General features: G+C 71.2%; 10 protein-coding genes. 7 read left to right on the top strand and 3 right to left on the bottom strand.

All coding sequences use genetic code 11. From position 1 onward, the window contains the following. Window positions 1–29: 29 nt before the first annotated feature. The 3 genes from ACFYZ8_RS15710 to ACFYZ8_RS15700 all read left to right on the top strand — a co-directional run bounded on the left by ACFYZ8_RS15710 (window position 30) and on the right by ACFYZ8_RS15700 (window position 5,402). Window positions 30–1,787 carry a beta-galactosidase gene (locus ACFYZ8_RS15710; RefSeq protein ID WP_388532938.1) on the top strand — a complete coding sequence of 586 codons (1,758 nt, stop codon included), beginning with the start codon at window positions 30–32 and terminating at the stop codon, window positions 1,785–1,787. Continuing rightward, the gene (locus tag ACFYZ8_RS15705; RefSeq protein ID WP_388532935.1) at window positions 1,787–4,216 is read left to right on the top strand and encodes a beta-galactosidase; all 2,430 of its coding nucleotides are present in this window, start codon (window positions 1,787–1,789) and stop codon (window positions 4,214–4,216) included. Before ACFYZ8_RS15710 ends, ACFYZ8_RS15705 begins: the two co-directional genes overlap by 1 nt. A 118-nt stretch (window positions 4,217–4,334) precedes the next feature. Beyond that, window positions 4,335–5,402, top strand: a complete 1,068-nt coding sequence (locus tag ACFYZ8_RS15700; RefSeq protein WP_359029362.1) for a LacI family DNA-binding transcriptional regulator — start codon at window positions 4,335–4,337, stop codon at window positions 5,400–5,402. A gap of 268 nt (window positions 5,403–5,670) precedes the next feature. On the opposite strand, the gene ACFYZ8_RS15695 is transcribed toward ACFYZ8_RS15700, so the two are convergent. Both ACFYZ8_RS15695 and ACFYZ8_RS15690 read right to left on the bottom strand, forming a co-directional pair. Beyond that, on the bottom strand, window positions 5,671–5,916 hold the full coding sequence (locus ACFYZ8_RS15695) for a hypothetical protein (protein ID WP_388532932.1): 246 nt from the start codon (window positions 5,914–5,916) through the stop codon (window positions 5,671–5,673). 241 nt (window positions 5,917–6,157) lie between these two features. Then, entirely contained in the window at window positions 6,158–6,523 is a 366-nt protein-coding gene (locus ACFYZ8_RS15690) for a hypothetical protein (RefSeq protein WP_388532930.1), read from the bottom strand. Between the two features lie 129 nt (window positions 6,524–6,652). Here ACFYZ8_RS15690 and ACFYZ8_RS15685 point away from each other — a divergent pair, with 129 nt between their 5' ends. Continuing rightward, on the top strand, window positions 6,653–7,351 hold the full coding sequence (locus ACFYZ8_RS15685) for an SDR family oxidoreductase (RefSeq protein WP_388532928.1): 699 nt from the start codon (window positions 6,653–6,655) through the stop codon (window positions 7,349–7,351). Between the two features lie 468 nt (window positions 7,352–7,819). Continuing rightward, a complete protein-coding gene (locus tag ACFYZ8_RS15680; protein WP_388532926.1) occupies window positions 7,820–8,650 on the top strand; it encodes an enoyl-CoA hydratase/isomerase family protein in 831 nt (276 codons plus the stop codon). A 418-nt stretch (window positions 8,651–9,068) separates the two neighbouring features. Here ACFYZ8_RS15680 and ACFYZ8_RS15675 read toward each other — a convergent pair whose 3' ends face one another. Continuing rightward, a complete protein-coding gene (locus ACFYZ8_RS15675) occupies window positions 9,069–9,683 on the bottom strand; it encodes a TetR/AcrR family transcriptional regulator (RefSeq protein ID WP_388532923.1) in 615 nt (204 codons plus the stop codon). Between the two features lie 131 nt (window positions 9,684–9,814). On the opposite strand from ACFYZ8_RS15675, the gene ACFYZ8_RS15670 reads away from it, so the two are divergent. Further along, on the top strand, window positions 9,815–10,654 hold the full coding sequence (locus ACFYZ8_RS15670; protein ID WP_388532920.1) for an alpha/beta fold hydrolase: 840 nt from the start codon (window positions 9,815–9,817) through the stop codon (window positions 10,652–10,654). 194 nt (window positions 10,655–10,848) lie between these two features. After that, window positions 10,849–11,916: an alkene reductase gene (locus ACFYZ8_RS15665; RefSeq protein WP_388532917.1), complete on the top strand. Its 1,068-nt coding sequence runs from the start codon at window positions 10,849–10,851 to the stop codon at window positions 11,914–11,916. Window positions 11,917–12,449 lie beyond the last annotated feature (533 nt).

The raw sequence follows: 12,449 nt of genomic DNA, 5'->3' as shown, positions 1-12,449 counted from the left end.
CGTTCCGCCGACTCGAAGGGATGCCCCGCATGCCCGCTCTGACGACGTCCTCCGACGGTTTCCTCCTGCACGGTGAGCCGTTCCGGATCATCTCCGGGGCCATGCACTACTTCCGGATCCATCCCGACCAGTGGGCCGACCGGCTGCGCAAGGCCCGGCTGATGGGTCTCAACACGGTCGAGACATATCTGCCGTGGAACCTCCACGAGCCCGAACCGGGCACCCTCGTCCTGGACGGCTTCCTCGATCTGCCCCGCTGGCTGCGCCTGGCCCAGGACGAGGGCCTGCACGTCCTGCTGCGCCCGGGACCGTTCATCTGCGCCGAGTGGGACGACGGCGGTCTGCCCGCCTGGCTGCTCGCGGAACCCGACATCCGGCTGCGCAGCAGCGACCCCCGGTTCACAGCCGCGTTCGACGGCTATCTCGACCGACTCCTGCCCGCCCTGCGGCCGTTCATGGCGGCACACGGCGGCCCGGTGATCGCCGTACAGGTGGAGAACGAGTACGGGGCGTACGGCGACGACACCGCCTATCTCAAGCACGTCCAACAGGCACTGCGCGAGCGTGGTGTCGAGGAGCTGCTGTACACCTGCGACCAGGCCAACGCCGAGCACCTGGCCGCCGGCACCCTCCCGGGCACGCTGGCCACGGCCACCTTCGGCAGCCGCGTCGAGGAGAACCTGGCGGCCCTGCGCGCCCATCAGCCCCAGGGTCCGCTGATGTGCTCGGAGTTCTGGGTCGGCTGGTTCGACCACTGGGGCGGTCCGCACCACGTACGGTCCGCCGCCGACGCCGCGGCCGACCTGGACCGCCTGCTGTCGGCCGGCGCCTCGGTGAACATCTACATGTTCCACGGCGGCACCAACTTCGGCTTCACCAACGGCGCCAACCACAAGCACGCCTACGAGCCCACCATCACGTCCTACGACTACGACGCCCCCCTCACCGAGAGCGGCGACCCGGGCCCCAAGTACCACGCGTTCCGTGAGGTGATCGCCCGCCACACGGCCGCCCTCGCCGAACCGGCCCCGGCGCCCGCGCCCAAACTCCCGGTCACCGACGTCGAGTTGACCCACCGGGCGCCGCTGCTGCCGTACCTCCGCGGGCTGCCCTCGACGGACACCGAGACCCCGGTGACGATGAACGAACTGGGCGTGCACACGGGTTACGTGCTCTACCGCACCACGCTCCCCGCCGCGGGTGACGGCCTGCTGCACTTCCCCGGCGGGGTCGGGGACCGCGCGCAGGTCTTCGTGGACGGCGCGAGCGTCGGCGTCCTGGAGCGGGAGCGGCACGACGAGACCCTGTCCGTGCGGGTGCCGCACGCCGGTGCCGTCCTCGAAGTCCTCGTGGAGAACATGGGCGGGGTCAACTACGGGCCGCGCATCGGGGCGCCCAAGGGGCTGCTCGGCCCGGTGTCCTTCCGGGGCACGGAGCTGCGCGGCTGGGAGTGCCGGGCCGTGCCCCTGGACGACCTGGCCGACGTGCCGTTCGGCCCGTCCGAGGCGACCACGGACGCCGTACCCGCCTTCCACCGGGGCACCTTCGAGGTGGACAGCCCGGCCGACACCTTCCTCTCCCTGCCCGGCTGGACCAAGGGCCAGGCCTGGGTCAACGGCTTCCACCTCGGCCGCTACTGGAACCGGGGCCCGCAGCACACCCTGTACGTCCCCGCCCCCGTCCTGCGTCCCGGCACCAACGAACTGGTGCTCCTCGAGCTGCACGCCACCACGCGCACCCGCGCCCGGCTCACCGACACGCCCGACCTCGGACCGGAGAGCGACTGATGACGCACCCGCACCGTCTGCGTGTCCCCTCCCCCGCCGGACCCCCGCTGACCGGGCACCTGCCCTTCGCGGACGCCCCCGGAGTGCCCGACCCGATCGAGGTCACCAGCCGCTGGCTGACCCGCGGCGGCCGTGCCTGGTTCCCGGTCTCCGGTGAGTTCCACTACTCCCGCTACCCCGCCGGGGAGTGGGAGGAGGAGCTGCTGAAGATGAAGGCGGGCGGGGTCACGGCCGTCGCCAGTTACGTCATCTGGATCCACCACGAGGAGATCGAGGGCCGCGTCCGCTTCGACGGCGACCGCGACCTGCGCCGCTTCGCCGAGCTGTGCGCCCGGCACGGCCTGGACTTCATCCCCCGCGTCGGCCCCTGGTCCCACGCGGAGGTCCGGGGCGGCGGTCTGCCCGACTGGGTCCTGGCCCGCGACTGCACACCCCGCACCGACGACCCGCTGTACCTGGCCGCCGTACGCCCCTGGTTCGCGGCGATCGCCGAACAGCTGAACGGCCTCGACCGGGCCCACGGCGGCCCGATCGTGGCCATCCAGATCGAGAACGAGCTCTACGACCAGCCCGGCCATCTGCTGACCCTGAAGCGGATGGCCCAGGAGGCCGGCCTGAGCGCGCCCCTGTGGACGTCGACCGCCTGGGGCGGGGTCCGACTCCCGCCGGATGAACTGCTCCCGCTGTACGGCGGCTACACCGAGGCCTTCTGGACCGAGGCCGACGGCGGCTGGCCCGACACCTGCCGCAAGCACTTCTTCTTCACCCACCAGCGCGACGACGAGGGCATCGGATCCGACCTGCGCCCCGTGCGCGTGCGCGGCAGCGAACCCGACGCCTTCGCCGACCGATTCCCGTGGGCGACCTGCGAGTTGGGCGGCGGCATGGCGGTCTCGTACCACCGCCGGCCGTACGTCGACCCCGACGACATCGGCGCGCTCGGCCTCACCAAGATCGGTTGCGGCTCGGTCTGGCAGGGCTACTACATGTTCCACGGCGGCACCAACCCGGCCGGTGAGCTGAGCACACTCCAGGAGTCGCACGCCACCGGCTATCCGAACGACCTGCCCGTCCTGACGTACGACTTCCAGGCGCCGCTCGGCGAGTACGGCCAGTACCGGCGGACCTACCACGAACTGCGCCTCCAGCACCTGCTGCTGGCGGACTTCGGGCACCTGATCGCCCCCATGGAGTCCGCCCTGCCCGAGCAGGGGCCGGACGGGCAGTTCGACCGTGAGACCCTGCGCTGGGCGGTGCGCGGTGACGGCACCTCGGGCTTCCTGTTCGTCAACAACCACCAACCGCACGAACAGCTGCCGGAGCATCCGGAGACGTCGTTCACGGTCGAATTCGCTGCCGCTGGTGGCGAGTTGAGGCTCCCCAGCGCTCCCGTCACGGTGCCGAGCGGCGCGTACTTCTGCTGGCCGCTGCGTCTCGACGTGGCGGGTCTGCGGCTGGAGTGGGCCACCGCCCAGCCGGTCTGCACGGTCGACGTCGACGGCCGTACGGTCCTCGTGCTGGCCGCGACGGACGGCATCGCGCCCGAACTCGCCCTGGACGCGGCCACGGTGGCGACCGTGCGCACGCCCGGCGGTGCCGTCACCCCGGTCGGTGACCGGCTGCTGGTGACCGGGCTGCGACCCGGGACCGACGCGCTCGTGGAGGTGGACACCGCCGGGGGCGGGCGGGTCGGCCTGCTGGTGCTGGACGCGGCGACGGCCCGTACCGCCTACCGGGGCGAGGCCTGGGGTGCCGAGCGGCTGGTGCTGAGTGGCGACGGTGTGGTCTTCGACCGGGACGAGGTCCGTCTGCACGGTTCGGGGGCGGCGACGTCGTTCGCCGTGCTGCCCGCGCCTGAGCGCGCGCCGGTGGTGGACGGGGTGACGGCGGAGGCGGTCGCGGACGGCGTGTTCACCCGTTACGCGGTCCCGGGGGCGTCGCCTGTCGAGGTCTCCGCGCCCGAGGTCACCCTCGTGCGGGCGGCCGGACCGGCCCCCGAGACCGTCACCGGTGTCCTCGGCAGGGCGAGCGCGCCGGCCGACAAGCACTTCGACACCGTGGCCGCCGAGTACCGCGTCGAGGTGCCGGACGGCTTGCCGCCGGGGACGCTGCTGCGACTGCGCTGGAGCGGGGACGTGGGGCGGGCGTACGTGGGCGAGACGCTGGTCGCCGACCAGTTCTGCTCGGGGCGGGTGTGGGACATCGGCCTGGACCGGCTGCCCGCGGACGCGCCGCGGGCGGAGGAGCTGCGGGCGGAGGGGCTGCGGGCGGAGGGGCTGCGGGCGGAGGGGCTGCGACTACAGGTGCTGCCGCTGCATGCGCAGGCGCAGGTGCATCTGCCCGAGCAGGCGCGTGGCGCGCGGGAGACGGCCGCCGTCACGCACGCCGAGTGGATCACCAGGCGCACCTGGTCGATCCGGGCGGGCTGACCTGCCCGGAGCCTCACGCCGTCGCCGGATCCCCGGAACCGGCCCGCCTATGCTGTGCTCCCCGGGCGGGCCGGCGCCGCCGTACCACCGCCCCCACCATGTCGAGGAAAGCGCCACCATGACCCCAAGCGCCGCCGAGGGATCCGTGCCGAAGGGGCGCAGCCGACGCAACTTCGCCGGCTCGCGCCCGGTGATGGACGACGTGGCCCGGCTGGCCGGTGTCTCCAAGCAGACGGTCTCCCGGGTCCTCAACGAGCATCCGTCGGTCCGCCCCGAGACCCGCGAGGCGGTCCTGACGGCCATGCGCACCCTCGGTTACCGGCCCAGCCGCAGCGCCCGTTCGCTGGCGAGCGGCCGGACCCGGATGCTCGGGGTCATCACCTTCGACGCGGCCCGCTACGGACCGGCCGCGATCCTGACCGCGATCAACACGGCCGCCCAGGAGGCCGGTTATCTGCTCAGCTCGATCTCCCTGGACACGGCCGAGCACGACACGGTCGTCGAGGCCGTCGACCGGCTGTCGGCCGAGGGCGCGGACGGGGTGATCGCCATCGCCCCGCAACTGTGGGTGGGCCACGCCCTGGCGGACACCCGGTTCGACACCCCGCTGGTGGTGCTGGAGAACGGCTTCGACCGGGAGACCGAGCGGCTCACCGGTGACTCCCGGGAAGGCGCGCGCAAAGCCACCGAGCATCTGCTGGGGCTCGGCCATTCCACCGTCTGGCACATCGCGGGCCCGAGCGGCTGGACCTCCGCCGACCTCCGCACGGCGAGCTGGCGCGCCACGCTGGAGGCGGCCGGAGCGCCGGTCCCCGAGCCGCTGTTCGGCGACTGGAGCGCCGACTCCGGTTACCACCTGGGGCGGCGGCTGGCCCGGCGCACGGACGTCACCGCGGTGTTCGTGTCGAACGACCAGATGGCCCTCGGCGCCCTGCACGCCTTCCACGAGGCGGGCCGCTCGGTGCCGGGCGAGATCAGCGTGGTGGGGTACGACGACATCCCCGAGGCCGCGCATCTGCTGCCGCCGCTGACCACCGTGCGCACCGACTTCGCGGAGATCGGCACCCGGTCGCTGCGGCTCCTGCTGAGCCGGATCGACGACTCGGCCGACCCGCCGCATCCCGATTCGCTGGTCCCCGTCGACCTCGTGATCCGCGCCAGCAGCGGGGCGGCGCCGGGGCGTTGACGCCGAGGTGGTCTCAGCCGTCAGGCGGACGTGGAGGCCCGTACGACCAGGTCGATGGGCAGGGTGCGGGTGGTGCCGGCGGCCACCGCGGCGGAAGGCAGCTCGCAGAGCAACGGGGCGCATTCCGGCATTCCGGCATTCCGCGCCCATGTGACGGGCTCTCAGGTCGATGGCGGTGATCGGCGGTTCCGCTGCGCGGCCGCGAGGGTGACCTGGCCCGTGCAGACCGCGGTGTGCAGCTTCGTCTCCACCGGGTCCTTCCTGTTGTTCACCCGGCACCCTCCTTGTGGCCCCGGTCGGCCGGTTCCACCCACGGGTTGCGCGGATCGTTCGGGTCACCGCCCAACCGCAGGCTGAGCAGCCGGTCGTACTCGGCATCGCCCGCGCGGCCGGTGCAGCCGTGGGAACCGGCGTTGAACCTCTTCTCCTTGCCCGTCACACAGGCGGAGGGACGGACGCCGGAGGTGTAGCCGCCCTTGCGGCGGATTGTCGACGTCGGGTTCGCCTGCGTCACCGCGGGAGAGATCGCGCCCGGCGTGCACTTTGGCCCTCGATGGGCTCGCCGTGCGCCGTGCGGTAGTGGCACGGGCCGGCGGCCGGTGCCCTTGGGGTGAGGGTCCCGGCCGTGTCCGTCAGGAAGGGCGGCTTGGTCCCGGCGCGGATTCAGATCCAGACGGGAGCGTAGTCCTCGGAGTGGCGGGCGCTGAAGCCGCCGTGTGGTGGAATCTCGTCGATCGTGGCGGGGTCACTCCTGGTCAGAGGGACATCGACGGCGCTGGCGGGCCAATCGCCGAGCTGTCCCCACGGCCAGGACGTTCTCCTCGACGTGCCGTGCTGCCGGCGGGGTCGACATGGCGCATGTCGGGTACGTCGCGTTCGTCGGCGGGTGGGGCTGTGCCGGTGATGAAGCCGCGGCCGAGAGATGAGTAGGCGACAAAGCCGACGCTCAGTTCGCCGAGGACCGGGAAGTACTCCTGGACGTCCTGCCCGGAGACCGGCCGCACCGCCTGCGCCCCGAGGATGACCTGCGGGCCGGTCTCGCTCAGGCCGAAGCACTTGGCCTTGCCCGCATCGATCAGCTCCTTGACAGTGCTCCGGCAAGAGGCCCGGCTCAGCGTCATTCACCAGCCGGATCGCTTGCGATCACCGACTCCGCCTGCTTATTATTACGATCGTAATTTAATGAACCCGGGCCGCGTCAGACCACGCCCTCAGCGCCCTGATCCCCCTCCACTTCACCGGGAACCTTCATGGACCTCTCCGCCAGCACCGCCCTTGTCACCGGAGCGAACCGCGGCTTCGGCCGGGCCCTCGCCGCCGAACTGCTCAGCCGCGGCGCCACCGTCTACGCCGGCGCCCGCAACCCCGACCAGGTCGACCTGCCCGGCGCCAAGCCGATCGCGCTCGACATCACCGACCCCGCCTCCGTCGCGGCCGCCGCCAAGGCCACCGGCGACGTGACCATCCTGGTCAACAACGCGGGCTCCTCCACCGGCGCCGACCTGCTCACCGCCGACCTGGACGACATCCGCCTGGAGATGAACACCCACTACCTCGGCACCCTGACGGTGGCCCGCGCCTTCGCACCCCAGATCGCGGCCAACGGCGGCGGGGCCATGCTGAACGTCCTGTCCGGCCTGTCCTGGGTCAGCTTCCCGGAGTTCGGCGCCTACTGCGCCGCCAAATCCGCGGAGTGGTCGCTCACCAACACCCTGCGCATACAGCTCGCCGACCAGGGCATCCGCGTGGCCGGTCTGCACGTCGGTTACATGGACACCGACATGGTCCGAACCGTCGACGCGGACAAGTCCGACCCGGCCGACATCGCGCGCATCGCCGTGGACGGCATCGCCGCCGGCGCCTACGAGATCCTCGCCGACAACGCGGCCCGCCAGGCACAGGCAGCACTGTCCGGGGGCGTCTCGGCGCTCTACCCGCAGCTCCCCTGAAGAGGGCCGGCCCTCACCGGCCACCTCGCCGGCCAACCGCCAGGCGCGTCCGCCAGGCGCGTCCGCCAGGCGCGTCCGCCAAGGGAACGTCCTGACGCAGCATCACAAGCAACCGGTTCGGGAGGCAGTGCCGTCGGGGCCGCGCTCAGCACCAGCGCAGTTGGCTCATCACCGACCTTTCCCCCTCCTCTACGCCGCCGGACGGTCTCGATCTGTTATATTACGCTCGTAATGCAAAAGGCTCCGAGCGGTGGCTCACCATCAGCCCGAACGAACGGAGCCCACACCATGCCGCGCCGGTGCAGGCGCGGGACCGGCCCAGCCGACGCGGCTCCGAGCGACAAGCCGGCGACAACACGCACCCCACCCGGCAGCGCAACAGCTCCGTGGTCGCCGCACGCGATCACGGCCACGCAAGCCCAAGCCAAAGCCCAAGCCCCCTACGAAACACGAAACGGAAAGCACGCCATGAGCCAGCCCAGCACGATCCGCCTTGAGCGGACGACCCCGCGGACCGCGAGGATCACGTTCTCGAATCCTCCCGTGAACCTGGTGGTTCCCGAGTCGATCGTGACGTTGCACAAGATCGTCTCGGAGCTGGAGAACGACCCGGACATCCAGGTCGTCGTCTTCGCCAGCGAACTCCCCGACTTCTTCATCAACCACTTCGACGCCGCCGCGGCCGCCGACCTCCCCACGCCTGAGCACGAGGACGACAACCCGTTGTGGACCGACATGGTCCTGCGGCTGACCAAAGCTCCGTTCGTCAGCATCGCGGCCATCCGGGGCCGTACCCGCGGCGCCGGCAACGAGCTGGCCCTCGCCTGCGACCTGCGCTACGCCAGCCGCGAGAAGGCGTTCTTCGGCCAGCCCGAGGTCGGCATCGGCCTTGTCCCCGGCGGAGGGGGAGCCGAGCGACTGCCCCGTTCGATCGGCCGCGACCGGGCGCTCGAGGCCATCCTCGGAAGTGCCGACTACGACGCCGACACTGCTGAGCGCTGGGGCTGGGTCACCCGCACCCTGCCCGACGCCGAACTCGACGCCTTCGTCGACGCGACCGTCGCCCGTCTCGCCTCCTTCGACCGGCAGGCACTGGCGACCGCCAAGTCCCAGGTCAACCGGGCGACCCTGCCGCCGGACGCCCACCTGGTCGCCTCCTTCGGCGAGTTCGCCGGCACCCTGACGCAGCCGGGATTCGCCGCGCGGGCGGTCGGACTCGGCACCCTGGCCGCCGAGAAGGGCCTCGACGTCGAGTACCAGCTGGGCGAGTACATCGGCCGGGTCAACGAAGCCCTCTGATCGCCCCGGCCGCGCCCACGACCGACCGCAGCGCCCCACAGGGCGCCGGTGGGCGCGCCGACACCACGGGCGGGATCCGTCCCCGGCCTACCAGGGTCCCCAGGGCGGCCGGGCACGCTTCCACGGCGGCCCGGCCACCTCGGCTCCCGACTGGAGGGCCCCGCCGCACCCGCCGGGGTCCGAAAACGGAAAACGCGACGGGCCACACGGAAAACGCGACGGGCAATCCCCCACCGCGCACCGGTCGTCACGTGCAGGTCGACCGTTCTCACATCCGGTGCCGTGGTTTCGTCGACGGCACGAACAGCTCTCGGCAGCGGCGCAGACCATCCTTGGAGAAAGCACCCGTGTGCCGCACCAACGGCTCAAAATCGCAGGCTCGTCAGCGTCTGACCACCCGGTGGTCGGTCGACCGCGGTCAGGCTTCCGGGCTCCGTGCCGCCGACTGATCGCCACTGCCGTGTGCCAGTGAGGCGAGGATTTCCTTGCGGCAGACATCGAGGATTTCGTCCGCCAGCGGAGAACCGTCCGGGCATGCCCGCGACAGCATGACCGCGCCGACCGAATGCGCAAGCATGTCGATCACCATGCCGCGGGCCGCACGCTGGTCCTGGTCCGCATCCCCCGACGTGCCACTCGGGGCCTGAAGGGCCGCCAGCAGGTTCTCGATCCCGGCCGCGAACTCCGTTTTGATGTCCGCCGACTGACGTGCGGCATCGCCGCTGAGGGCCGCGAGGGTGCAGCCGTCGCCGCGCCCGTCGCGATGCTCACGGGAAACGTAGCTCTCGACGAACTCCGCGGGGCCAACACCTTCTGTCCGTGCCGCGATCTGCGAGAGCCCGCTCGCGGACGCTTCTGCCATCAGGTCGGCCTTGGAGCGGAAGTGCTTGTAGAAGCCGCCATGAGTGAACCCGGCGGCCGCCATCAGCTCCGCCACGCCGACACCGTCATAGCCACGCTCGCGGAACAGCCTGGCGGCTGTCGCGACGATGTGCGCGCGGTTCTGCTCCGCCTGCGCCTTGGTCACTCGCATGTCCAGCCACTCCTTCCACGGTCGACGCTCGACGGTCAAGCATACATAGATGTCAATCGACATCTAAGAGCTTGACTTTTTATATTACGAACGTCATCGTATTGCTCATCCCCTTCAGAAAGCCGCAGCTCATGAGCGACACGCATGTGACCGCATCCACCCAGTACATCGAGGTCGACGGCGACCGCTTCGCCTACCGCCGCTGGGGCAAGCCCACCGGCGTCCCGATCTTCCTCGTCCAGCACTTCCGCGGAGGCATGGACAACTGGGACCCCTACCTCACCGACGGCCTGGCCGAAGGCCGTGAGGTCATCCTGTTCAACGGGCGCGGCATCGCCTCCTCCTCCGGCACGCCGCGCAACCGGGTCGAGGACATGGCCGACGACATCGCCGCGGTCATCCAGGCGCTGGGGCTGGAGCAGGTCGATCTGCTCGGCTTCTCTCTCGGCGGCTACCAGGCACAGGAAGTCGCGCTGCGCCACCCCCAGCTGGTGCGCAAGCTCCTTCTGCTCGGCACCGGTCTGCGCGGCGGGGACCCGACGATGGACCCCAAGGTGCCCGAGGTGGCCCTGAATCCGGTCCCCGGCCTGGAGGACTTCCTCTTCCTGTTCTTCGGCCGCTCCGAGGCCGCGGTCGAAGCCGGCCGGGCCTTCTGGGAGCGGCGCCACCAGCGGGCCGACCAGGACCCGCCGAGCTCGCCCGCAGTCGGGCAGGCGCAGTTCGAGGCGTCCATGGCCTATGCGGAGCCGCTGCCGGGCGAAAACCCTTACGCCTACCTGAACGCGATCACCCAGCCGACGCTGGTCCTCAACGGCGAGAACGACGTGATGATCGCCTCGATCAACTCCTGGCACCTCGCCCAGAACATTCCCAACGCCCAACTGCTGATCTACCCCCACGCCGGGCACGGAGCGCAGTTCCAGTACCCCGAGCGGTTCCTGAAGCACGCCCTTCAGTTCCTCGACGAGTAGAGAGCTCCGCGCGCAAGGCGAACGGCACGCCCTCGGCCGACGGCCGTCCCATCCGTCTTGCGCCGCCCACCACCCACCAAAACATTACGAACGTAATATAATTTATTCACGCTCATGGCGAATGCCTCATCGGCTTCACAGCCCGCAACGCGGGTCTGCCGGGTGTCCGCCACCGACAACCTGAGGAAGCACGCATGCTCGACAGCCTGTGGACCCCCACCGTCGCCGGAAAGATCTCCCTGCCGCACCGTCTGGCGATGTCCCCCCTGACCCGCAGCAGGGCCACCCCGGAAGGTGTGCCGACCGAGCTGAACGCCGAGTACTACGCCCAGCGCGCCTCGCACGCCCTGATCATCACCGAGGGCACCCAGCCCTCCGCCGACGGCCAGGGCTACCCGGTGACCCCGGGCATCTACACCGACGAGCACATCGCCGGCTGGCGCAAGGTCACCGACGCCGTCCACAAGGCCGACGGACGCATCGTCATCCAGCTCATGCACGCCGGACGCATCTCCCACCCCGACAACACCCCCCACCACCGTCAGCCGGTCGCGCCCTCCGCCATCAGGCCGGCAGGTCAGACGTTCACCGGCTCCGGGATGCAGGAGATGCCGGAGCCGCGCGCACTGACCACCGACGAGGTCGCCGCGACGGTCGACGACTTCCGCCGCGCCGCCGCGGCCGCCATCGCGGCAGGCGCCGACGGCGTCGAGATCCACGGCGCCAACGGCTACCTGGTCCACCAGTTCCTCTTCCTCAGCACCAACCAGCGCACCGACCAGTACGGCGGCTCCCTCGACAACCGCATCCGCTTCGCGGTCGAGGTCGCCACCGCCGTGGCCGACGAGATCGGAGCCGGCCGCACCGGCATCCGGCTCTCCCCCGGCAACCCCTTCCAGCTCGGCGACCTCGCGGAGCACGACACCCACGAGCTCTACCCGCACCTCGTACGCGCCCTCGCCCCCCTCGACCTCGCCTACCTGCACCTCGCCCACGGCGGCGACGAGGAACTCCTGGGCACACTGCGCGAGCTGTGGCCCAACACACTGCTCCTCAACCGCGCCGGCACCGACATCGCCACCCGCGCCAAGGACATCGAGAACGGCATCGCCGACGTCATCACCGTGGGCTCGATGGCACTGGCCAATCCCGACCTGGTCGAGCGCATACGCGCCGGAGCGCCCCTGAACACCCCCGACCCCGCCACCTTCTACGTAGGCGGCGCGGCCGGCTACACCGACTACCCCACCTACGCCGCCTGACGAAGCATGACCCGGCGCCCGAGGAAGTGGTCTTCCTCGGGCGCTTCGGCGTACGCACGGTTGGCGAACCGTAGTCGACGGGGCCGAGTGCATGTCTGGTGCGGCGAGTTCGGATTCGGAGCCGCGTAGCGGGACCTCGCCCTCAAAGCGCGGCCGGGGTGGTGACATATGCGGCTCCGCCACGTGGGCGCGACCAGCCACAGCGGCGCCACAGGCGGACGACGACACCACACGGCACCACACGGCAGGGCCCTGGCCTCCTCGGCGTCGAGGCGGACGACCCGGCCGCCGCGCTCGCGGCCCGGGAACGCGAGCTGAGCGCGCGCCTGCTGCCGCCGACGGTGGTGTGCTGGAGCGGCAACCCGCCCGCCTTCGTCGCCGGCCTGCCCGCGGGCACCCCCAACACAGCACTTCAAGCGGAGCGCTTCGCGGCGGTCGCGCGAACACCAGGGCTATGGCCGCCCTCTGAGACATGACCACGGAAAGTGCGTCGGTAGGCCGGTGGGGCGTGATGCCGTCGCATCCGGCCCCGC

This window comes from Streptomyces sp. NPDC001668 (assembly GCF_042893155.1).
In the GTDB taxonomy this organism is placed as follows: domain Bacteria; phylum Actinomycetota; class Actinomycetes; order Streptomycetales; family Streptomycetaceae; genus Streptomyces.
The sequence above is the reverse complement of the archived record's forward strand: the minus strand, read 5'-3'. Positions and strand labels throughout refer to the sequence as shown.

What these genes read in the sequence shown, in the direction of transcription:
- ACFYZ8_RS15670 (WP_388532920.1), top strand. Translation starts at nt 9,815, where the DNA reads ATGAGCGACACGCATGTGACCGCATCCACCCAGTACATCGAGGTCGAC.
- ACFYZ8_RS15675 (WP_388532923.1), bottom strand. Translation starts at nt 9,683, where the DNA reads ATGCGAGTGACCAAGGCGCAGGCGGAGCAGAACCGCGCGCACATCGTC.
- ACFYZ8_RS15705 (WP_388532935.1), top strand. Translation starts at nt 1,787, where the DNA reads ATGACGCACCCGCACCGTCTGCGTGTCCCCTCCCCCGCCGGACCCCCG.
- ACFYZ8_RS15700 (WP_359029362.1), top strand. Translation starts at nt 4,335, where the DNA reads ATGACCCCAAGCGCCGCCGAGGGATCCGTGCCGAAGGGGCGCAGCCGA.
- ACFYZ8_RS15690 (WP_388532930.1), bottom strand. Translation starts at nt 6,523, where the DNA reads ATGACGCTGAGCCGGGCCTCTTGCCGGAGCACTGTCAAGGAGCTGATC.
- ACFYZ8_RS15685 (WP_388532928.1), top strand. Translation starts at nt 6,653, where the DNA reads ATGGACCTCTCCGCCAGCACCGCCCTTGTCACCGGAGCGAACCGCGGC.
- ACFYZ8_RS15665 (WP_388532917.1), top strand. Translation starts at nt 10,849, where the DNA reads ATGCTCGACAGCCTGTGGACCCCCACCGTCGCCGGAAAGATCTCCCTG.
- ACFYZ8_RS15710 (WP_388532938.1), top strand. Translation starts at nt 30, where the DNA reads ATGCCCGCTCTGACGACGTCCTCCGACGGTTTCCTCCTGCACGGTGAG.
- ACFYZ8_RS15680 (WP_388532926.1), top strand. Translation starts at nt 7,820, where the DNA reads ATGAGCCAGCCCAGCACGATCCGCCTTGAGCGGACGACCCCGCGGACC.